We start from the raw sequence: 19,644 nt of genomic DNA on the forward strand, positions 1-19,644 counted from the left end.
ACGTGGACTGTCCACTTGAGGGTTGTGACAGACAGTGACACGGCGGCGGACGTTTTTGAGCGAGTACGGGCCAGCCGACCGCATGGCACACCGTGCGCTGGTCGCCTATCGGGACGACGACGGCTTCGACCTCCACTACGCCCACCACGGCGATGGCATCGCCGAGCAGATCACGGCGGCGACGCCCTTCGGCGGCGAGACGGAGCGGGCGAGCACGCGGGCACCCAGCGACCCGATCGCCGACCGATTCGGTCTCGATCCCAGTGGCGGGCACACCAGTCCGACGCGGGTGGACCGGCGACCGCTCGCTCGCGGCGTCGGTCCGCCAAGCGTGCTGGCGGCGATCGATCCCACGATCGAGACGCTCGTCGTGGTCGCGCCAGATTACGCGACGCGAACGTACGTCGTCTGTCCGCTGGGAATCGACGGCGGTGGCCCGCTGGTACTGGTCGGTCCGACCACCGAGGGAGCCGCGATCAGCAGGGCGCTCGTCGACCAGAAAGAGCGACTGGGAGCGGCCGTCGACGCCGGTCGCCTCGACGCCGAGACTGCCCGGCAGGTCCTCCGGCGCACGCTCGCCCGGCGCGGCCCGGTCCATTCGCCCGACGACGCGTCCTTTTTACGCACCGACTGACTACGGGACGGCGTGACGACCGCCGACCAGACCCGGACGCTCGCCGATCCCGACCCCGACAGCGCCGCCGAACTGGTCGAACGGGGGATCGAAGCGGGTGCGCTGGTGACCCTCTTTGGCCGCTGTCGAGTCGACTACGACGGGCGCGCGAGTAGCACGCTCGGGCCGGGGGACCGCCACGTCATGCTCAAGCCCGACGGCGCGGCGCTGGTCCACACCGACGAGGGCCAGCAGCCAGTGAACTGGCAACCCCCGGGCTGTGAGCACATGGTTCGCGTCGTCGACGGCGCACTCGTCGTCGAGAGCGAGCGCTCGACGCCCGAGGAGCAGTTGCTGATCACCTTCGAATCCGTCGATCACGCGGCCGCCTTCGACGTGACCGACGCCTCCGACCTCACGCTGTCGGGCACCGAGGAGGACCTTCGCGAGCGCATTCTCGACGACCCGAACCTCGTCGAACCGGCGTTCACACCGCTTGCGACCGAGCGGTCGACCCCGGCGGGCGCGGTCGACATCTACGGCGAGGACGACGACGGGCGAACCGTCGTCGTCGAGCTGAAACGGCGGCGGGTCGGCCCGGACGCGGTCGGCCAGCTGGATCGTTACGTCGACGCGCTCGCTCGCGACCTCCACGACGATGCAGAGGTGCGGGGAATCCTGGTCGCGCCGTCGGTGACCGACCGGGCGCGCGACCTGCTGGCCCGGAAGGGACTCGAATTCGTCTCGGTGACGCCGCCAGAGCAGTGACGGTCAGGGTCGCTCGTCGGCTGCCGGATACACTTCGACGGTGCCGTCGGAGGTGACGGCTACGCGATAGTCACGGTACCGAAACGAGACGACGCCATCGGTCGTCGAGGAGAGGACGCGGTCGAGCGCTGACGGGTCGACCGCATCGGACAGCGGCGTGAGGGCGGTGGGACGCGTGTGCAGTGCGGTCGCGATGGCGTCGACGACAGTCGCCGTAGTCGGCGGTGCGGGGCCGCTCTTCGAGACGAGTGGCTCTGTCCCGTCGCTGTGATTCGTATCGGGAGACATAGTGGAACGTCGAGCGGCAGCGTGTTAGCGCGTCTGGCTAGAGAGTTAGCCCGGAACTCTATACGTGGAGGCAAGGTATCCCACAGTATGAGTGGTGATGCCGACCCGCCGACAGCCACGTCCGTCACGCGGGTCGAGTTCGGACTGACGGGGAGTGAGTACCCGTTTCTCCACGTGACGACCCAGAACACCTGTACGGCCAGACTCGAAGAGATCATCCCACGAGACGACGGTTACGCCGAGTTCTTCACGTTCATCGGGACGGACCCGGAGGTCGTACTCGACGCGGTCGCGGAGACCGGCGCAGTCGAGGCACAGCTTTTGACCACGGACCGACAGCGTGGTCTCTTCGAGTTCCACGTCACGACCGACAACTGTCCGGCAGTCCACCTCGCAGAAGCGGGTGCATTACCACGACAGATTCACGGCAAGAACGGCGCGGCGCGGCTGATCGTCGACATCCCCCACAGCGTGGAGCCGGGCACCGTCATCGAGACGTTTCTCGACGAGTTCGACGGGGCCGAACTGACGGCGAAGTGCGAACAGTCGACGGCGACACCGATCGTGGGCGCACAGGAGTTTCGCCGGCTGGTCGAGGAACGCTTTACCGATCGCCAGGAGGAGATCCTGCTGTCGGCCTACGAGGCGGGCTACTACGACTGGCCCCGAGAGACGGACGCCCAGACGCTGGCCGAGCGCCACGACATCGCCAGCGCGACGCTGCACAAGCACCTCCGAACGGCCGAGCGGAAACTGGTGACGGCGCTTTTCGACGGGCCGACAGAGCCGTAACCGACACGGTCAGGACTCGTCACACGCGTCCTGCAGTGCTGCGAGTGCGTTCATCGCTTCGATGGGCGTCATCGTCGCCACGTCGAGGGCCTGCAGTCGCTCGCGTAGCGACACGGCGTCGGCGTCAGACGCTGTCATTTCGACGGCCGACTCGGCCTCCGTCGGTCGCTCGGCGTGGCCGTTCGTCCGCGCCGCTCCGTCCGTGGCGGTGGGTGATGGCTGTGCGTCCGCGTGCTCACGCTGGGAGTCAGTCGAAGATTCGTCCAGCACTGCCCGCGAGCGGGCAACGACCGACTCGGGCACGCCAGCGAGATCCGCGACCTCGATGCCGTAGGACGCGGCGGCCGCGCCGGGTGCGACGCGGTGCTCGAAGACGACGCCGTCGCCGTCGTGGCGCGTCTCGAAGTGGAGATTGTGCACGCCCGGAAGTTCGTCGGCGACGGCCGTCAGTTCGTGATGGTGGGTCGCAAACAGCGTGTAGGCACCGATCTCGTCGTGGACGTACTCCGTGACGGCGCGAGCGATGGCGAGTCCGTCGGCCGTCGAGGTGCCCCGGCCGACTTCGTCGAGCAAGATCAGTGAGTCGCGACTCGCGCCCTGCAGGATGTCGGCGAGTTCGGTCATCTCGATCATGAACGTCGAGCGCCCGCCCGCGATGTCGTCGCTGGCCCCGACGCGGGTGAAGATCCGGTCGAGGATCGGCAGACTCGCCTCGCGGGCGGGGACGAAGCTCCCGGCCTGTGCCAGCACACAGACGAGTGCGATCTGGCGCATGTAGGTCGACTTCCCGCTCATGTTCGGCCCGGTGATGATCGCGAACGGCGCGTCGCGTGTCAGGTCGGCGTCGTTGGGGACGAACGACGCCTCGGCGCGCTCGACGACGGGGTGGCGACCGCCCGCGATGTCGATGGCGTCGCCGCCGACCGTCGGGCGACAGTAGTCGTGACTGGCCGCGGCTTCGCCGAAGGCCACGAGCACGTCGAGCGCCGCCAGTCTGTCGGCGAGTGCCTGCACCCGTTCGGCCTCGTCGGCGACGGCAGCCCGAACCTCGCGAAAGAGGTCGTATTCCAGATCGTCGGCGGCCGTCTCCGCTCGGACGATCTCGTCTTCGCGCTCTTTCAGTTCGGGCGTGACGAAGCGCTCGGAGTTTTTCAGCGTCTGGCGACGCTGGTAGTCCTCGGGCACACTGTCGAGATTGGCGTTGGTCACCTCGATGTAGTAGCCATGCACCGAATTGTGGCCGACCTTCAGCGAGTCGATGCCGGTGCGCTCGCGTTCGTTCACTTCGAGGTCGTCGATCCACTGCTTGCCCGACCGCTCGGTGGCCCGCAGTTCGTCGAGTTCGTCGTCGTAGCCGTCACGGATGACGCCGCCCTCGGTCACCTCCTGTGGCGGGTCCTCGCGGATCGCCGCTTCGATCTCCTCGCGCACGTCCGCGAGGGGATCGAGACCGTCGTAGAGGTCCGTGAGGAGGTCGCTCTCGGCGTCTGCAAGCTGGTCGCGCACGTCGGGGACGACCGCGAGCGTGGCCGCGAGCGAGCGCAGGTCCCGGGCGTTCGCCCGCCCGCGCGAGACACGAGAGATCAGCCGTTCGATGTCGTACACGTCCGCGAGCAGGTCGTGTAAGCGCTCGCGGGTCTGGAGGTCGCCGACCAGTTCGGCGACGGCGGCGTGACGGCGCTCGATGCGGGACTCGTCTAACAGCGGCCGGCGCAGCCAGTCGTTGAGTCGTCGCCGCCCGAGCGCGCAGGCGGTCTCGTCGACAGTGTCGACGAGCGTTCGGCCCTCGTGACCCCGGACGGCCCGGCGGTCGAACAGTTCGAGACTGTCGAGTGCGACCGCATCGAGCAGCATGTACTCGCGGGGATCGTAGCGCGTGAGGTGGTTCAGGTAGTCGAGTCGCCCGCCCTCGCCGTCAGCGATCTCGTCGCTCGTTCCCGCACCGCCGCCGCGGGTGTACTCGGCGTATTCGAGCAGTGCGCCACAGGCCCGTACCTCCACGTCGTCGGCCAGCAGTGAGTCTGGCTGGCCGAAGTAAGCGCGAACGCGTTCGGCCGCGGTCTCGCGCTCGAAGACGCGTTCGTCGTAGGGTGTCACCATCGCGGCCGTCCCGAAGACGGCATCCTCGTCGATGTCGACCGCCGGGCCGACGATGGCCTCGGCAGGCGCGAACCGTCCGACCTCGTCGGCGACGGCGTCGACGCTGTCGGCGCTGGTCGCGTAGAAGTCGCCCGTCGACACGTCCAGCAGCGCCAGTCCGTAGCGCCGTTCGTCGGTGGTCAGCGCCGCGACGTAGTTGTTGTCCGGCGACCCGAGCAGCGCGTCCTCGGTGAGGGTGCCGGGCGTGACGATCCGCGTGACCGCGCGCTCGACGATCCCCGACACCGCGTCGGGGTCCTCGACCTGATCGGCGATAGCGACCCGGTAGCCCGCGTCCAGCAGCGTCTCGACGTAGCTCTCGGCGTTGTCGATGGGGATACCCGCCATCGGGTAAGTCCCCGTCGAGTCCTCGCGCTTGGTGAGCGTGATCTCACAGAGCCGTGCGACACGCTCGGCCGCTCCACAGAAGGCCTCGTAGAAGTCCCCCACCTGAAAGAGTACCAGCGAGTCGTCGTAGGCCCGACAGAGGTCGTAGTACTGACTCATCATCGGCGTCAGCTCCTCGGCCTGTTCGGCCATCTTCTCGGGCGCGCCCACCGCCGCATCCATACCCGAGAGGGAGGCCCTCGTCGCTTTAATATACTGCGGGTCCGACCGTGGCGGTCTCGTCGTCCGCTCGTACCACCGCAAAGAAGATCATGCCAGCACGTACACGTCCGAATACAATGTCCCTCCAGATCGGTGCCGCCCTCAGAGGCGGCTTCGACCGACTCGTCAGCCGCACCGGCGGCGTACTGCTGCTCGCGTACGCCCTCACCTACGTCATCTACCAGATCTCTGCCAACGGATTCATGGTCGGCATGTACCGACAGTACGACATCGACACGGCTGGCATGCTCCAGCCGGCCCTGGGCGGCCCGCTATGGCTCCGAGGGTGCGCAGTCCTCGCTTGCCTGCTGGCGCTGAGCTATCTCTCGATCGTCGCCATCCGAACCTTCGTCCCAAAGGCGCGTGGCTCGTTCCCCGACGACGCCCTCACCGGTGGGATCGCGTGGGCACTCGTGAACCTCGCCGCGGGCGGGATCGTCTACTCGATCCTGTACACCGCCGGTCTCGTCTTGCTGGTCGTTCCCGGACTGTTCGTGATGGTCACACTCGTGTTCATGCCCATCTACGTCGCCGACGAGGGTGTGAGCTTCCTCGAAGGGTTCCGACGTAGCTGGGAGCTCACCGAGGATCACCGCATCGAGATCTTCGCTCTGTTGTTCGTCCTGATGGCGCTGGGTAGCCTGGTCGGTGGGATCATCGGTTTCGGATCGGCGATGGTCGCCATCGTCGGCGGCCCGTCGGGCCTGTTCAGCGTGGTCGTCGCCGTCCTGATCGCCCCCATCTCGCTGTACGGGCTGGCCGTGACCACGGACGCCTACACCCAGCTTCGCGAGGCCGACGACGGCGAATTCGGCAGCGAGTCGACGGCGGCGACGACCCCCTCGACCCCGGCCTAACAGGCGCGAAAACGGCGATACGCTGCGTGGGAACGCCCACCAAAACCGGATTCGACATTCACTTTTTTAACTCCGTTTCCCCCACGTAGGGCTATCCGCTCGTGACATCGACACCGACCGAGTCGAAGTCGTCGTACGCACGAATCGTATCGTCGTTTCTCAAACATCAACACTTCTTCGTGTTCACAGCACCCGTGCTGTTCGTCGCGCTGGTGTACCTGTTCGCGCCCACCGACGGGGCAGGCGGGAGTGGCTACTGGCTGGAGTACTGGTGGCTGTTCCCCTTCTTCCTGCTCGGGGCGACGATCGTCAACACGGTCGGGATCAGCGGCGCGGCGCTGTTCGTCCCGTTCCTGATCTTCATCTTCCCGCTGTTGGCGTCGCCACTCGACGCCCCGACCATCGTCAAGGTGGGTCTCATCAGCGAGTCCTTCGGCCTGTCGAGTTCGGCCATCGCGTTCGTCGCACACGGACTCGTCGACCGCCGGGTCGGGACGGCCATCGTCGGCGGCGCGCTCCCGCTCGTGGTCGGCGGGGCGTTCCTCTCCTTTTTCCTCCCGGAGCCGGTGTTCCAGTTGATGCTCGGGATCGTGCTGACGCTGTCGGCGTACCTCCTCTTCAATCTGGACCTCTCTCACGGCCACGGGAGCGACGAGCCGACGGCCGCCACTGACGGCGGGAACGACCTGCCCGACGACGACGACAAACTCGGCCACGCTGGCGTCGCCGTCGACGGCGACGGGATGGTCACCCGCGTCGACCGCAGCGGCACCGAGTACCGCTACGACCGCTCGGGCTACCTCGAACGCTTCGGTACCTACGGCTTCGGTGGGGTGTTTCAGGGCGTCGCTGGCTTCGGGATCGGTGAGATCGGGATCGTCTCGATGCTGCGCTCGAAGATTCCGGTGCGTGTCGCCATCGGAACGAACCACATCATCGTCGCCACCACGGCCATCGCCGCCTCGCTGACCCACGTCTTCGGCGGCGGGCTGGTCGGCGCCCACCAGCTAGACCTCGCCTCGACACCGTGGAACATGGTCGTCTTCACTGTCCCGGCGACAGTGACGGGCGGCCAGATCGCACCCTACGTCACCTCGACGGTGAGCACGAAAACACTGAAACTGTTCGTCGCCGCCCTGTTCGTCCTGATCTCGACTGCGCTGTACGTGCTTGCCGGACAGGGCCTGTTCTGAGCGACGCGAGCAGAGACATACTTACTCGGCTGGCCCGCGTAGTCGAGGTATGGTCTCGACCACACAGAACCGCCCTCACGCGTTCGACTCGAAAGCCGACCTCGACGACATCGTCGCCGACCACGACCGCGTGCTCGTCGAGTTTCACACCGAAGGCTGTGCGATCTGTGCGTCGATGGAGCCGGTTTTGAGCGCCGTCGCGAAGGCAACGGACGTGCCCGTGGTGACGATGAACCCCCGTGACGATCCCGTACTCGTCGAGGAGTACGACGTGCGTTCGGTGCCGAAGCTCCTGTTGTTCGAGGACGGCGTCGTCACGAAGACGAAAGAAGATGGTTTCGTGCCGGTCGAGGAATTGCTGGCTTTCGTCGGCGAGGACTGATACTGCCGGCTGTACGTCTGTAACGAATTTCGCGACCCGGGGTCGCGAATCTCTTGACACAGTTACAGCCGGCAGTATGACGACGGTCGGCTACGACCCTTCGACCAGCCGCCGGAGTTGTTCGGGTGGCACCGCACCACGGGCCGCGTGACCGTCGTAAGCAAAGGTCGGCACACCGGTGACGCCCTCGCGCTGTGCCGCGTCGAAGCGCTCGCGGACTTCCTCGCGGAGACCGTCGTCGTTCAGTGCTGCGTGGATTTCCTCGGCGTCGATCCCGGCGTCCGCGGCCAGTTCGACCAGCACGTCCGGGTCGCCGATGTCCCGGCCGTCCTGCCAGAGCGCGTCGAAGACCGCCCGGTCGAAGGCCAGCCACGTCTCGTAGTCCGCCGTCGTCTGGACGTGATAGGACACGATCTGAGCGTTGAGTGAGTCCACGTCGCGGCTCAGATCGAGTTCCATCTCGACGCCGTACTGCTCTTGGAGACGGCGAACACCTTCTTTGGCCTGCTCGAAGTACTCGTCGTCCTTGCCGTCCTCGACGGAGTGGTCGATGGTGCCATCGGGCCGGCGCTTGTGCGACCGGAGGTCGAACGGTCGCCACTCGATCCGAAGGTCGTCCTCGCGGTCGTCCTGATAGCGCGCGAGCGACTCGCGGCCGAGATAACAGAACGGGCACACGTAGTCCGAGTAAACGGTGATCGTCTCAGGCATCGTAAGACCTGCTTACCGATCGTGACACAAGAGGGTTCGCCGGTCGTGCAGCCACGGTGGTCGTCCCGACTACGCAGAGGACGGGTCGGGACCCACATCGACGGCGTAGTCCGACTGGATCCAGGCCGCAGAGTTCGTCCGGTCGTAGACGATGGTGTCGCCGTCGCCGGTCGTGAACGCGCCGTACTGCTCGTCGGCATCGATCTGCTCGTCGGTCGTCTCGGAGGAGTGGTTCGTATCGTTCATCGGTTGTCGTTCGTTACCCAGTCACAATGGAATGTGCTTCATAAGCCTTTCCCAGAGAGTGTATCCAGTCTTAATAGCATATTAGGCCCTCGTCGGTAGAAAAATCGAGAAATCGATGTGTCGTCACACGGCGACGCCGATGTGTCCCGTTGGTCTCACCGTCGGCTACTGCCCACCCACCTCGAGGGCGTAGTCCGACTGAATCCACGCATCGGGGTTCTCGCGGTCGTACACCACGAAGTTTCCGTCGCCAGTCACGAACGTGCCGTATTTGTCTGCCTGTTCCCCACCTGTTTGGTCAACTGTGCCTGTCATCGTCCCATGCCACCCGGCGTGGAACCGGGTTGCCAGACATATATCACCAACTATCATAAATATTTGTTATTTTCACAGTGTTGGAAGCGGGTATTTTCGTATAGCGGGCAGAAGGCTGTCGACATCCGGCGCGAAACGCGAGCGTGTGGGGGGACGGCGGCCACGTGAGACGAGAATCACCACCGATTAGGGTCACTCGCGCAACACGCCGACTATGACACGTCAGGCAGCACCAATCGCGCCGCCGGCCGTCCTCTCGATCGCCGGCAGCGACAGCGGCGGCGGGGCAGGGATTCAGGCCGACACGAAGACCATCGAGGCCGGCGGCGCGTTCGCGACGACGGCGATCACGAGCGTCACCGCCCAGAACACGCAGGGGGTCCAGGACGTGACGACACTCGCCCCCGAGACGGTGCGCGCCCAGATCGACGCCGTCGTCGACGACATCGACGTACAGGCAGTCAAGACCGGCATGCTGGCGACCAGCGAGATCGTCGAGACCGTCGCCGACTACGGGCCGGACCTGCCGTCGCTGGTCGTCGATCCGGTGATGGTCGCCAGCAGCGGCGACCGGTTGCTGGACGAAGACGCCGAAGCAGCGTACGACGACCTGCTTGGGGCGGCGACGGTGGTGACGCCAAACGCCGACGAGACCGAAGTCCTGACCGGCATCGAGGTGACCGACGCCGAGACCGCCCAACAGGCGGGCGAGGCACTGCTCGAACAGGGCGTCGACGCCGCGCTCGTCAAGGGCGGCCACGTCCCGGGCGATGCTGTCGTGGACACGCTCGTCACCGGCGAGACCGTCCACACCTACCGCCACGACCGGATCGACACCGACGCCACCCACGGCTCTGGCTGTACGCTCTCCAGTGCCATCGCGACGCGACTGGCCCACGGTGACGACCTGCCGACGGCCGTCGGCGAGGGGATCGCCCTGCTCTCGCGGGCGGTCCGGTACAACGTCGACGTGGGCACGGGACCGGGCGCGGTTCACCACGCCGTCGATGTGCGTAACGATGCCGCACGCGACGAGACCGTCGAGGCCATCGAGCGGGTCGTCGCGGGCCTGCGCGAGGCCGAGGCGACGGCGCTGGTCCCGCAGGGTGTCACGAACGTCGTCGGGACGACCCCCTACGCGGAGTCGGCGAGCGACGTGGCCGCCGTCGACGGCGGGATCGGCCGGACCAGAGACGGTCTGCGACCCAATCGCGGCGTCCGCTTTGGCGTCGAGACGCCACTGGTCGACGTGGTACTCACAGCGCGAGAACGTGATCCAGCGGTGCGCTTTGGCCTGACCTGTACGGCGACGCCGGCCGTCGTGGACGCGCTGGGCGGACTCGACGGCCCGGCCGCGACGGTCACGGCGGACGAGCACGAGGTGATCGATCGGGCGTTCGACGAGACCGCCACGACGCCCGCAGCGATCGTCGACGATCGCACGGAGCGCCTCCACCTCCTCGCCGACACGGCCGAGCAGTTGCTCGAACGGATTCGGACGGTCGTCGCGAACGTCGACGAGTGAGGCGAGGGTCAGTCCCGTCGTCGCACCAGCCACCACAGCACCACGGCCAGCACTGCGGACAACGGCCCGAATCCGTGACCGTCTGCGGTCGTCGTGGCCGACGACGCGCTCGATGTCCGTGTCGTCCGGTCGTCGGTCGCGGGCGACCGCGTGGCCGTCTCGGTCGCCACCGCTGGTCCGATGGTCTGGACGGGTGCCGGGGCGACGGCAACCTCGACCGGGCGGGCGCGTCCGGCACCGAGCGAGACGTTGCCGGCGGCCGGGAGATCGATCTCACGGACGACGTACACCGTACTGTTGGCCGACAGCGTGACGCGGGTGCGGTCGACTGCCTCGAAGTTCCGCGTGAACACGACGGTCGTCTCGCCGGGCACCGGCGCGTCGTTGGCGACGGTCGCTGTCAGGAGCACCGACTCGCCCTGTTTGAGGTCCGACTGGCCGACCGAGAGGTCGACGACACGTGCAGCGGCCGGGCGCTGGACCGTGACGTTGACCGTCGTCCCGTCGACGGAGACGACGTACGACCCCGGTGTCGGGAACCGGTGTGAGAGTGGGACCGTCCGGGACTGGCTGGCCCCGATCCGACCGCCTGCCTCCTCGACGACGGTCCCGTTGACCCGCATCGAGAGGTTGTACTGGCCGGCGGTCCCGCCGGCGTTTTCCACGACGGCGTCGACGGTCAGGCGCTCGCCAGTGACCAGCACGATCGGTGCTGGCTCCCGTACCGTTGTGTTGCGATACGGGCCGGTGATGCGGTAGGCGTTCGACGCCTCGACCGGCGGGAGTTCGTAGCCGATCCGTGCCGGAAGCTGTCCGAACACCGCCGCGTGGGTCGTCCGGTTCCACATGCTGACGTTCGCGCTGCGCTCGGTGTAGGTCTGCCCGACATCGAGCAGGCCGGTATCGTCCGCAGCGGCGAGTGCGTTGAGGAGATCGAGTTGTGAGATCGGCCCCTGCTGGCCGTTCAGCGTCCGAAACACGTCCTGAAACGTCTGTTCGCGGTCGGTGCTGACGCGGAGACGCCGGTCGAGCTGTCCGGCGACGAGCGCACCCTTGTAGTAGTCCGGCGAGCGCACCCACGTCGAGGTGTTGGCAAGCACCACGCGGTCGTACACCGGCCACGTGCCGATCCGCATCCGATCTTCGAACGCGTCGAAGTCGATAGCGTCGTGCTCCAGAGAGAGCAGGGCCGCATAGTACGACGCCGACGCCTCAGAGAGCCACAGCGTCCGACTCGTCGGCGTGTAGGCCTGCCGGGAGTGGACGTACTCGTGGATCCAGGGACTGTCGGCCTCGTCGAGGCGTTCGTCGTCCTGCACCCAGATGTCACTGTCACCGGTCTGCAGTCCGCGGACGGCCCACGGGACGCCGTCGGTCGGTGCGGCGATCAGGAAGACACGCTCGTCACGGTCGCCGACACGCAACGCGTCGGAACTGTTCGCGAGCGCAGCCAGCAGCGCGTCGGGTGACTCGCTCAGGTTCGCGGCCGCGGGAACGACGAGGCGGAACTGCTGACCGTAGGCCGTCCGCTCGTGTGTCTCGTGTGCGCCGAGGAAGACGAGCCATTCCCCGGCCGCACCGGGACCGACCGTCGAGGACTCGCGCTCGAACTGGATCGGCGTGCGACCGGTCGCCTCCCAGTTCGTCGGTGCCGATGGACGCTCGAACAGCGACCAGTTTCGGGTGTCGGCGGCGAGATAGCGCCCCGACCCGATCCGTGGATCGGACCAGTCGATCGTCTCGTTGACCGGCAGATCGTACGTGATCTCGGGTCGCTGGGTCGTCCCACGCCATCGGAACTGTGTCTCGTTGTCGCGGACGAATCCCTCCCCGTCCGGGTCCATCGCCGCGGCCGGTAGCTCGGTGCGAAGCGAGACGATGCGGTCGGGAATCCGATAGCGAAGCGTGACGCGAACGACGCCGGGCCGGTCGGGGAGGCGCTCGAACTGCTGGTCGAGCGTGATCGTCTCGTCGGCCGCGACGGTGGCCTGACTCGTGACGGCCATCGCCTGCCAGCCATCACGTTCGACTGGCTGGAGCGAGTCGACGGCCGGCGTCCGTGTCTGGGGCTGCGGGGAACTCCGTTCGGACGAGACAGTCGGGAGCGCCTGTTGCTCGGCAGTGGGCCAGTCTGGCACGGGCGTGGCGGGGGCGGCGGGCGCGACGCTGCCCGAGAGTGCAAGCACCACCAGTAACGCGGCGATCCTGCGCGACACCTCACCCATGGGGATCAGTTACACAGCCCCCGTCAAATAGCTGCCCCAGCCAGTAGCGACCCACAACCCTTAGGCCGTCGTCGCTCCCACGGGCGGGTATGACAGAGGCGACGGGTATCGTCGGTGAGTTCCTCTCGCTGAAGGCCGACAGCGACGCCGACATTCTCGCGATGCAGTGTGGTGATTTCTACGAGTTTTTCGACGAGGACGCCGAGATCGTCGCCGACGAACTCGATCTGAAGATCAGTCAGAAGTCCTCGCACGGGTCGTCGTACCCGATGGCTGGCGTGCCGGTCGACGATCTGACGCCGTACGTCTCCGCGCTGGTCGAACGGGGCTACCGGGTCGCCGTGGCCGACCAGCACGAGACCGCAGACGGCCACGCCCGCGAGATCACGCGCGTCGTGACGCCGGGCACGCATCTGGAGACGACCGACGACGCCGCCCAGTATCTCGCCGCGGTCGTCGCGGACGACGACACAAGCGGAGGGGAGTCGGCGTACGGACTGGCCGTCGCCGACGTGACCACCGGGCAGTTCCACGTCACCCAGCTGGACGGCGAGGACGCTCGCGCACGGATCCAGACGGAACTGTACAAGTTCGATCCCGCAGAGGTACTGCCCGGTCCCGACCTCCGCGGGGACGACGACTTCCTCGACCGCCTGCGCGAACGCACCGATGCCGCCCTGACCGTCCACACTGAGGAGTCGTTCGCGCCGGGCCGGGCGACCCACCGCGTGCGTGACCACTTCGGTCCCGAGACCGTCGACAGCGTCGGTATCGCCGCGGACGAGGCCGCAATCCGGGCTGCGGGTGCCGTCCTCGCCTACGTCGAGGAGACCGGCGTCGGCACGCTGGCCTCGATCACGCGTCTCCAGTCCTACGGCGCGACCGACCACGTCGATCTGGACGCGACGACCCAGCGCAACCTCGAACTCACCGAGACCATGCAGGGCGACGGCGACGGGTCGCTGTTCGACACCATCGATCACACCACGACCGCCGCGGGCGCGCGCCTGCTCCGGGAGTGGCTCCAGCGCCCCCGCCGTGATCGAGGCGAGCTACAGCGACGGCAGTCCTGTGTGGCCGCACTGGCCGAGGCGGCGATGGCCCGCGAGCAACTGTGTGAGACCCTCTCAGACGCCTACGACCTCGAACGACTCGCCTCGCGAGCGGTCTCTGGGAGCGCCGACGCGCGGGACCTCCGGGCGATCGCCGGCACGCTCTCCCTGCTCGGGACCGTCGAAGACATCGTCGCAGATGACCAGCGACTGGCCGACTCGCCGCTGGCCGAGGCACTCGACCGACTCGACCGCGATGCCGTCGACGATCTCGCCGCGACACTCGACGCCGCGCTCGTCGAGGACCCGCCCGGCACCGTCCGACAGGGCGGCCTCTTCAGGCAGGGCTACGACGACGACTTGGACGACGTGATCGAGCGCCACGAGGCAGCACTGGAGTGGCTAGAGACCCTGCCCGACCGGGAGAAAGGAGAGACGGGGATCACCCACCTCTCGGTGGACCGCAACAAGACCGACGGGTACTACATTCAGGTCGGCAAGAGTGAGGCCGACGACGTGCCCGCCCACTACACCCAGATCAAGGAGCTGAAAAACTCGAAGCGCTTTACGACCGAGGAGCTGCAGGAGAAGGAACGCGAGGTGTTCCGCCTCGAAGAACAGCGCCACGAGATGGAGTACGAGCTGTTCGGCGAGCTGCGCGAGCGCGTCGCCGAGCGGGCGACACTCCTGCAGGACGTGGGTCGGGTGCTGGCCGAACTGGATGCGGTGGCCTCGCTTTCGATCCACGCCGTCCGCAACGACTGGACCCGGCCCGAACTCACCGACGGGCGCGCACTTGACGTGGAGGCCGGCCGCCACCCGGTCGTCGAGCAGACCACCGAGTTCGTCCCCAACGACCTCACCATGGACCCCGAGCGGCAGTTCCTCATCGTCACCGGCCCGAACATGAGCGGGAAGTCGACGTACATGCGACAGGCCGCCCTGATCACGCTGCTCGCACAGGTCGGCAGTTTCGTCCCCGCCCGCTCCGCGAGCGTGGGACTGGTCGACGGCATCTACACCCGCGTGGGCGCGCTGGACGAACTCGCACAGGGACGCTCTACCTTCATGGTCGAGATGCAGGAGCTGTCGAACATCCTCCATTCGGCGACCGAGGAGTCACTGGTCATCTTAGACGAGGTCGGGCGCGGGACGGCAACCTACGACGGCATCTCGATCGCGTGGGCAGCCAGTGAGTACATCGTCAACGAGATCGGCTGTAAGACGCTGTTCGCGACTCACTACCACGAACTCACCGTGTTGGGCGACGAACTGCCGACCGTCCAGAACGTCCACGTCGCGGCCGACGAGAGCGACGGTGAGGTCACCTTCTTACGGACCGTCCGGGACGGCCCGACGGATCGCTCCTACGGGGTCCACGTCGCCGACCTCGCGGGCGTGCCCGACCCCGTCGTCTCGCGCTCGCGGGACGTGCTCGACCGCCTGCGCGAGGACGAGGCCATCGACGTGCGCGGCAGCGGCGGCGGTGGCGAGACGACACAGGTCGTCTTCGATCTCGACGCTGGCGAGTTTGCGACCGGAGAGAGCGGGGGCGAGCAGGCCAGTGCCGACGGCGGCAGCGCCACCGAGGCAGTGCTCGATCCCGAGACGGAAGCCGTCCTCGACGAACTCGCCGATCTGAACGTCAACGAGACGCCGCCGGTCGAGCTAATGGCGAAAGTCCAGGCGTGGCAGGGGCAACTGGACGAGGAGTGAGGTCAGGCTTCCTCGACAGGAGCGTCGCCGGCGTTGTTTCTGACGCTCTCGATGCCCTGTTTTGCCTTCTGCTTGCTCGCGTACCCCTCGCCGCTGTCCGCGATGATGTTCCCATTGTCGTGGACGAGTCGCCAGCGCCACTCGTCCGCACTATCGGTGTACAGTTCGAATGTTGCCGACATGTCGACCGACAGTTCACAGGTGAGCATCAAGAAGCTACGGGCTACATTCTGGGGCCGTCGATACGTTCCACATAGGTACAAGCGTCAAACCCTCCCGACGCCACCACAGAGTGCTTGCGCCAGAACATGATCGAGTGGCTACGGAAGGGCGTCGAACGGCTTCAGTCACACAACGGGACGGATAGCACGGCGGAATCGGAGACGCAGGCGGACGGCGCGGACGCCGACGGACCAGGGACAGCGCCAGCGAGTGGACTGTTTCGGTGCCCCGACTGCGATACGGTGTACGTCGCCACCGAGATGGAGACCTGTCGCTCCTGTAACGCAGCGCTACGAGAGGTTCCCTCGACGCTCTCGGGGAAGGTGTGAGACGGGGCAGTGTCATCGTTGTCCCGGCCGGTGACCCGCGTCGGCGGCGTTCTCACGGAGTGGCAGTACGGTTCGTGACTTAAGTCACGGCAGTACCGACTGTCGAGCATGGACCAGACAGACGCTGTCTGTACGTACTGGAACGTGGCCGAGTGCGAGGGGAATCGCCACTGCCCGCCGCGGTGTCCGCGCTTCGTCGACCGCGAGGGGGTCCCGTGGCTCGTTCGACCGGCGACGGGAAAAGACCGTGACGCGCTGGTCGCGATGTACGACGACTTCACACCCGGGCAGGTCGCACAGGGGGTGCCCCCGCGGACGCGCTCGCGGATCGACGAGTGGGTCACGGACCTGCTGGCCGAGGGCTGTAACTTCGTCGTCGCCGGTGACGACGGGGTCGTCGGACACGCGCTGTACACGCCCACCGAAGACGCCGTGCCGGAGTTTGCCGTCTTCGTCCATCAGGAGTATCAGGATCGCGGGATCGGGACGGAAGTGAGCAAACACGTCCTCGCGACGGCGGCCGCCGCCGACCGCGACGCGCTCACACTGGTCGTCGAGTCGGACAATCGGTCGGCCCGACGACTCTACGACAAACTCGGCTTCGAGACCGTCGAGCAACACACCGTCGAGTCCCGTGGTCGGTGGGCCGAGACGCTGCGACTGCGGCGCTCGCTCACCGGCGACGACGTGATCGCCTACCAGCACCCACCAGTCGTGCAGGACCGACCCGGCGAACGACCAGTACGGTGAGTGGCCGCGCGGTCCGTCGTCGCGGGCACGTCGGCTGCGACCCTGACCGCGTTGTCAGTCTTCGTCCAGTCGGACGGTCACGACGGGGACCTCGGCCGCCCGGACGACCTTCTCCGTGACGCTGCCAAGCAGGAAGCGATCAAGCCCGCGGCGGCCGTGCGTGCCCATCACGATCACGTCGATGTCGGCGTCGTCCGCGTAGTCGAGGATCGTCGCGTAGGGCTGTCCTTCCTGCACCGCCGGAACGGCCTCGATACCGCGGGCTTCGACACGGTCGATCGTCTCCGCGACTGCTTGCTCGCTGGCCTCCCGGAGCGCTTCGAACGTCGTCGCTTCGGCGGCAGCGCTTCCCAAATAGCTCGAATCGACCACGGAGAGGACGTGTACCGCCGCGTCGTAGGTGTCGGCCAGTTCCATCGCGTGGGCCAGTGCGGCGTCGGCACCGTCGCTGCCGTCGGTCGGAAAGAGGATCTCGTCGTACATACGACAGGCTACTGCCCCGAGACACTTAGGCACCGGACCGGGTTCCCGGCCGGTGAAAACAGGGTCGACTCGTCACTGGTCGGTCGAGCGGGAGAGAAGAGTTTCGGGCGTGACCTGCCGAACACGTTCAGTCGGCGGTCATCTCGCGACGGGTCGTCGTCTCGTCGGCCATCGGCGTGACGACCTTGTAGAGGCCCCAGACGGCCAGGACGAGTAGGCCGAGCAGGATCACGCCGGTGCGCAGCGTGGGGTCGATCAGCGGCGTGGCGACGATTTCGCCGGCGTCGTTGGTCAGCGCGGCCGGGCTGTACGGTTTGCCCGCGACGATCTCGATCAGTCCCAGTACGACGGTGCCCAGTACGAACAGGGCGCCGCTCAGTCCCATGGCGATTCGGTCGACGGTGGTGGTGGTGGTGGTGTCAGTCATTGTTGTTGCACCTCGTTAGCCGAGGATGTAGCGGAGTTTCGGGCGTTCCCGGACGAACTTGGTCTTCTCGATGATGGCGTCGAGACCGTAGTACCGGCCGGCCCCGAGCACGAGGACGGTCATGAACAGCAGCAGGCCCATGAAGTCCCCGTTGACCAGCCCGTGGGCGAAGTCGGCGTTGCCGATCCAGAACAGCACCATGAAGAACACGCCGCCGAGGGCGGCGAGTCTCGTCAGTGCGCCTGCGATCAGGGCCAGCCCGATCAGCGTCTCGAACAGCGGCACGCCCGGCGCGATCAACCACGCCAGATTGTTGCCCATCCACACCGGAATGGGACCCAGCGCCGTCCCCGTCATCTGCTGCATGTACATCGGCCCGTACGTGAACGCCAGCCCGTCCTCGATCAGCTTCGTCACACCGGCGTGGAAGAACCACCAGCCGGTCACGACACGCAACAGCGCTATCCAGTACGCCGTCAGCGGTCTGTCTAACTCTAACTCGAAGTCGGTCGCCAGGGGGTTGGCCGCTTGGGTGGACATCGTATTACCTCACATATTCGAGTTGGCACTGATACGTGGTATAAACAGAGGGGTGTTCCCAACGGGTGAAAATGGCTCTTCGACGGCGAGAACAGGCCACGGGTCGGTCCGGCTCACCACAGCAACTCGACGGCCCAGTCGACGATATTCACGGCGACGAGCAGCCCTCCTTCCAGTCGTGAGAGGACCTGCCCGGACCAGAACAGCACCGTCACGAGCACGACCAGTCCCAGTAGCCAGCCGGTGCTCTCGACGGCAGCGGGCGTGACCGAGAGCGGGCGAACGAGCGCGGCCACACCCAGCACGCCGAGACTGTTGAACAGACAACTGCCGACGAGGTTGCCCGCGGAGAGACCTGCGCGACCGCGCCGGGCAGCGACGACGGCGGTGACGAACTCGGGCAGCGAGGTGCCCCCGGCGACGATGGTGACGCCGATGGTCCACTCGGAGACGCCAGCGTCGCGAGCGAGCGCGGTCGCAGCGAGGACGAGCAGGTGCGCGCCGGCGACGACGACCGCGAGGCCGCCGACCAGTCGAAGCACCTCTCGCGGGCGGAACGGTACCGACTGATCACCGGCGTCACGGTCGTTCCCGCTGCGGGCGAGGACGAGGAGATAGCCACCGAGGAGGGCAACGGAGACAGCGGCTTCGCCGCGGCCGATCCGAAGATCACGGAGGAAGACGAGCACCAGCGCCGTGGCCCCGATCAGGGCGACGCCGTCCCGGCGGACGAGCGCGGGTGCCGTCGGTAGCGCCCGCACGAGCGCCGCCCCACCGAGGACGAATCCGAGGTTGACGACGTTCGATCCGACGACGTTCGCGACGGAGATGTCGGCACTGCCGGTCAGGGCTGCGTCGAGGCTGACCGCGAACTCCGGCGCGGACGTACCGAAAGCGATCACGGTGAGACCGACGATCAGCCCGGGCACTCCGAGGCGACGAGCGAGGCGACTGGCACCGCGGACGAACTGGTCGGCACCGAACCAGAGAGCGACGACCGCGACCGCGGCGAGTGTGAGGTCGACGAGAGTGGTCGGAACGACCATGCAGGACTACAGGTCGAGACGATCCAGACAGGCTTCCCGGAGTTCCGGGGTCGTGATCGACTCGCCGCTGGCAATCTTGATCACGAGGCCGCGGCGCTCGTCGAGATAGAGGTGGACGGCCATCGCGTCCTCGTACTCGACGAGCAGCGACTGGGCGGTCCCGAGGTGGAAGTACACGTCCTCGATGTGGCGACGGTTGAACACCGCCATCGAGCGGTGGACGATCGTATCGAGGTCCAGCCCCGACAGTTCGGTCTTCAGATCCTCACGGATGTACTGGACGGTGTAGCCGTGACGCTCGCTGTCGAACGACGCGACCCAGCGCAGTGCGTCGTCGAAGCGCTCGCGCAGGAACGTGACGAGGTCGTCGTAGTCGGGCTTTCCCATACCCGAAGGTCGTAGACGACGAACATAAA

22 protein-coding genes are annotated in these 19,644 nt (G+C 66.8%); 10 read left to right on the top strand and 12 right to left on the bottom strand.

From position 1 onward, the window contains the following. Nucleotides 1-82: 82 nt before the first annotated feature. A complete protein-coding gene (locus tag AC5FRW_RS11045; protein WP_493568509.1) occupies nucleotides 83-634 on the top strand; it encodes a DUF6735 family protein in 552 nt (183 codons plus the stop codon). Between the two features lie 12 nt (nucleotides 635-646). Beyond that, entirely contained in the window at nucleotides 647-1,381 is a 735-nt protein-coding gene (nucS, locus tag AC5FRW_RS11050) for an endonuclease NucS (RefSeq protein WP_493568510.1), read from the top strand. Between the two features lie 3 nt (nucleotides 1,382-1,384). Here nucS and AC5FRW_RS11055 read toward each other — a convergent pair whose 3' ends face one another. Further along, nucleotides 1,385-1,669, bottom strand: coding sequence for a HalOD1 output domain-containing protein (locus AC5FRW_RS11055; RefSeq protein WP_493568511.1), 285 nt, complete (start codon nucleotides 1,667-1,669; stop codon nucleotides 1,385-1,387). Nucleotides 1,670-1,756: 87 nt separating this feature from the next. Here AC5FRW_RS11055 and AC5FRW_RS11060 point away from each other — a divergent pair, with 87 nt between their 5' ends. Further along, nucleotides 1,757-2,461, top strand: a complete 705-nt coding sequence (locus tag AC5FRW_RS11060) for a bacterio-opsin activator domain-containing protein (RefSeq protein ID WP_493568512.1) — start codon at nucleotides 1,757-1,759, stop codon at nucleotides 2,459-2,461. A gap of 9 nt (nucleotides 2,462-2,470) precedes the next feature. Here the strand turns inward: AC5FRW_RS11060 and mutS (AC5FRW_RS11065) are convergent, their stop codons facing one another. Further along, on the bottom strand, nucleotides 2,471-5,170 hold the full coding sequence (gene mutS, locus AC5FRW_RS11065; protein ID WP_493568513.1) for a DNA mismatch repair protein MutS: 2,700 nt from the start codon (nucleotides 5,168-5,170) through the stop codon (nucleotides 2,471-2,473). A gap of 116 nt (nucleotides 5,171-5,286) precedes the next feature. Here mutS (AC5FRW_RS11065) and AC5FRW_RS11070 point away from each other — a divergent pair, with 116 nt between their 5' ends. The 3 genes from AC5FRW_RS11070 to AC5FRW_RS11080 all read left to right on the top strand — a co-directional run bounded on the left by AC5FRW_RS11070 (nucleotide 5,287) and on the right by AC5FRW_RS11080 (nucleotide 7,641). Further along, nucleotides 5,287-6,066, top strand: coding sequence for a DUF7847 domain-containing protein (locus AC5FRW_RS11070; protein WP_493568514.1), 780 nt, complete (start codon nucleotides 5,287-5,289; stop codon nucleotides 6,064-6,066). A 179-nt stretch (nucleotides 6,067-6,245) separates the two neighbouring features. Continuing rightward, nucleotides 6,246-7,259 carry a sulfite exporter TauE/SafE family protein gene (locus AC5FRW_RS11075; protein ID WP_493568515.1) on the top strand — a complete coding sequence of 338 codons (1,014 nt, stop codon included), beginning with the start codon at nucleotides 6,246-6,248 and terminating at the stop codon, nucleotides 7,257-7,259. Nucleotides 7,260-7,308: 49 nt separating this feature from the next. Continuing rightward, complete coding sequence (locus tag AC5FRW_RS11080) at nucleotides 7,309-7,641, top strand: thioredoxin family protein (protein WP_493568516.1); 333 nt, start codon at nucleotides 7,309-7,311, stop codon at nucleotides 7,639-7,641. 90 nt (nucleotides 7,642-7,731) lie between these two features. Here the strand turns inward: AC5FRW_RS11080 and AC5FRW_RS11085 are convergent, their stop codons facing one another. The 3 genes from AC5FRW_RS11085 to AC5FRW_RS11095 all read right to left on the bottom strand — a co-directional run bounded on the left by AC5FRW_RS11085 (nucleotide 7,732) and on the right by AC5FRW_RS11095 (nucleotide 8,913). Next, nucleotides 7,732-8,352 carry a DsbA family oxidoreductase gene (locus tag AC5FRW_RS11085; RefSeq protein WP_493568517.1) on the bottom strand — a complete coding sequence of 207 codons (621 nt, stop codon included), beginning with the start codon at nucleotides 8,350-8,352 and terminating at the stop codon, nucleotides 7,732-7,734. Between the two features lie 69 nt (nucleotides 8,353-8,421). Further along, nucleotides 8,422-8,598: a DUF7331 family protein gene (locus AC5FRW_RS11090; protein ID WP_493568518.1), complete on the bottom strand. Its 177-nt coding sequence runs from the start codon at nucleotides 8,596-8,598 to the stop codon at nucleotides 8,422-8,424. A 165-nt stretch (nucleotides 8,599-8,763) separates the two neighbouring features. Beyond that, entirely contained in the window at nucleotides 8,764-8,913 is a 150-nt protein-coding gene (locus AC5FRW_RS11095; RefSeq protein ID WP_493568519.1) for a DUF7331 family protein, read from the bottom strand. A gap of 214 nt (nucleotides 8,914-9,127) precedes the next feature. Between AC5FRW_RS11095 and thiD the strand changes: the two genes are divergently transcribed. Next, nucleotides 9,128-10,438, top strand: coding sequence for a bifunctional hydroxymethylpyrimidine kinase/phosphomethylpyrimidine kinase (thiD, locus tag AC5FRW_RS11100; protein ID WP_493568520.1), 1,311 nt, complete (start codon nucleotides 9,128-9,130; stop codon nucleotides 10,436-10,438). An 8-nt stretch (nucleotides 10,439-10,446) separates the two neighbouring features. On the opposite strand, the gene AC5FRW_RS11105 is transcribed toward thiD, so the two are convergent. After that, on the bottom strand, nucleotides 10,447-12,663 hold the full coding sequence (locus AC5FRW_RS11105; protein ID WP_493568521.1) for a glycyl aminopeptidase: 2,217 nt from the start codon (nucleotides 12,661-12,663) through the stop codon (nucleotides 10,447-10,449). Nucleotides 12,664-12,752: 89 nt separating this feature from the next. Here AC5FRW_RS11105 and mutS (AC5FRW_RS11110) point away from each other — a divergent pair, with 89 nt between their 5' ends. Further along, nucleotides 12,753-15,431, top strand: a complete 2,679-nt coding sequence (gene mutS, locus AC5FRW_RS11110; protein ID WP_493568522.1) for a DNA mismatch repair protein MutS — start codon at nucleotides 12,753-12,755, stop codon at nucleotides 15,429-15,431. Between the two features lie 2 nt (nucleotides 15,432-15,433). Here the strand turns inward: mutS (AC5FRW_RS11110) and AC5FRW_RS11115 are convergent, their stop codons facing one another. After that, a complete protein-coding gene (locus AC5FRW_RS11115) occupies nucleotides 15,434-15,613 on the bottom strand; it encodes an HVO_2922 family protein (RefSeq protein ID WP_493568523.1) in 180 nt (59 codons plus the stop codon). 114 nt (nucleotides 15,614-15,727) lie between these two features. Between AC5FRW_RS11115 and AC5FRW_RS11120 the strand changes: the two genes are divergently transcribed. After that, nucleotides 15,728-15,982: a hypothetical protein gene (locus tag AC5FRW_RS11120; RefSeq protein WP_493568524.1), complete on the top strand. Its 255-nt coding sequence runs from the start codon at nucleotides 15,728-15,730 to the stop codon at nucleotides 15,980-15,982. 108 nt (nucleotides 15,983-16,090) lie between these two features. After that, nucleotides 16,091-16,732 (top strand): GNAT family N-acetyltransferase, encoded by a 642-nt coding sequence (locus tag AC5FRW_RS11125; RefSeq protein WP_493568525.1) that lies wholly within the window; start codon nucleotides 16,091-16,093, stop codon nucleotides 16,730-16,732. Between the two features lie 54 nt (nucleotides 16,733-16,786). On the opposite strand, the gene AC5FRW_RS11130 is transcribed toward AC5FRW_RS11125, so the two are convergent. The 5 genes from AC5FRW_RS11130 to AC5FRW_RS11150 all read right to left on the bottom strand — a co-directional run bounded on the left by AC5FRW_RS11130 (nucleotide 16,787) and on the right by AC5FRW_RS11150 (nucleotide 19,615). Further along, entirely contained in the window at nucleotides 16,787-17,215 is a 429-nt protein-coding gene (locus AC5FRW_RS11130; protein WP_493568526.1) for a universal stress protein, read from the bottom strand. Between the two features lie 127 nt (nucleotides 17,216-17,342). Beyond that, complete coding sequence (locus tag AC5FRW_RS11135; protein ID WP_493568527.1) at nucleotides 17,343-17,642, bottom strand: hypothetical protein; 300 nt, start codon at nucleotides 17,640-17,642, stop codon at nucleotides 17,343-17,345. Between the two features lie 15 nt (nucleotides 17,643-17,657). Continuing rightward, on the bottom strand, nucleotides 17,658-18,182 hold the full coding sequence (locus AC5FRW_RS11140) for a DoxX family protein (RefSeq protein WP_493568528.1): 525 nt from the start codon (nucleotides 18,180-18,182) through the stop codon (nucleotides 17,658-17,660). A gap of 113 nt (nucleotides 18,183-18,295) precedes the next feature. Then, nucleotides 18,296-19,228 (bottom strand): calcium/sodium antiporter, encoded by a 933-nt coding sequence (locus AC5FRW_RS11145; protein WP_493568529.1) that lies wholly within the window; start codon nucleotides 19,226-19,228, stop codon nucleotides 18,296-18,298. A 6-nt stretch (nucleotides 19,229-19,234) separates the two neighbouring features. Continuing rightward, nucleotides 19,235-19,615, bottom strand: a complete 381-nt coding sequence (locus AC5FRW_RS11150; RefSeq protein WP_493568530.1) for a DUF7522 family protein — start codon at nucleotides 19,613-19,615, stop codon at nucleotides 19,235-19,237. Between the last annotated feature and the right edge of the window lie 29 nt (nucleotides 19,616-19,644).

This window comes from Halomicrobium sp. HArcht3-1, from assembly GCF_058933345.1.

Coding starts and splice junctions, on each gene's coding strand:
- AC5FRW_RS11115 (WP_493568523.1), bottom strand. CDS start 15,613: ATGTCGGCAACATTCGAACTGTACACCGATAGTGCGGACGAGTGGCGC.
- AC5FRW_RS11085 (WP_493568517.1), bottom strand. CDS start 8,352: ATGCCTGAGACGATCACCGTTTACTCGGACTACGTGTGCCCGTTCTGT.
- thiD (WP_493568520.1), top strand. CDS start 9,128: ATGACACGTCAGGCAGCACCAATCGCGCCGCCGGCCGTCCTCTCGATC.
- AC5FRW_RS11080 (WP_493568516.1), top strand. CDS start 7,309: ATGGTCTCGACCACACAGAACCGCCCTCACGCGTTCGACTCGAAAGCC.
- AC5FRW_RS11140 (WP_493568528.1), bottom strand. CDS start 18,182: ATGTCCACCCAAGCGGCCAACCCCCTGGCGACCGACTTCGAGTTAGAG.
- AC5FRW_RS11090 (WP_493568518.1), bottom strand. CDS start 8,598: ATGAACGATACGAACCACTCCTCCGAGACGACCGACGAGCAGATCGAT.
- AC5FRW_RS11045 (WP_493568509.1), top strand. CDS start 83: ATGGCACACCGTGCGCTGGTCGCCTATCGGGACGACGACGGCTTCGAC.
- AC5FRW_RS11095 (WP_493568519.1), bottom strand. CDS start 8,913: ATGACAGGCACAGTTGACCAAACAGGTGGGGAACAGGCAGACAAATAC.
- AC5FRW_RS11060 (WP_493568512.1), top strand. CDS start 1,757: ATGAGTGGTGATGCCGACCCGCCGACAGCCACGTCCGTCACGCGGGTC.
- AC5FRW_RS11145 (WP_493568529.1), bottom strand. CDS start 19,228: ATGGTCGTTCCGACCACTCTCGTCGACCTCACACTCGCCGCGGTCGCG.
- AC5FRW_RS11125 (WP_493568525.1), top strand. CDS start 16,091: ATGGACCAGACAGACGCTGTCTGTACGTACTGGAACGTGGCCGAGTGC.
- AC5FRW_RS11135 (WP_493568527.1), bottom strand. CDS start 17,642: ATGACTGACACCACCACCACCACCACCGTCGACCGAATCGCCATGGGA.
- mutS (WP_493568513.1), bottom strand. CDS start 5,170: ATGGATGCGGCGGTGGGCGCGCCCGAGAAGATGGCCGAACAGGCCGAG.
- mutS (WP_493568522.1), top strand. CDS start 12,753: ATGACAGAGGCGACGGGTATCGTCGGTGAGTTCCTCTCGCTGAAGGCC.
- AC5FRW_RS11105 (WP_493568521.1), bottom strand. CDS start 12,663: ATGGGTGAGGTGTCGCGCAGGATCGCCGCGTTACTGGTGGTGCTTGCA.
- AC5FRW_RS11055 (WP_493568511.1), bottom strand. CDS start 1,669: ATGTCTCCCGATACGAATCACAGCGACGGGACAGAGCCACTCGTCTCG.
- AC5FRW_RS11070 (WP_493568514.1), top strand. CDS start 5,287: ATGTCCCTCCAGATCGGTGCCGCCCTCAGAGGCGGCTTCGACCGACTC.
- AC5FRW_RS11150 (WP_493568530.1), bottom strand. CDS start 19,615: ATGGGAAAGCCCGACTACGACGACCTCGTCACGTTCCTGCGCGAGCGC.
- AC5FRW_RS11130 (WP_493568526.1), bottom strand. CDS start 17,215: ATGTACGACGAGATCCTCTTTCCGACCGACGGCAGCGACGGTGCCGAC.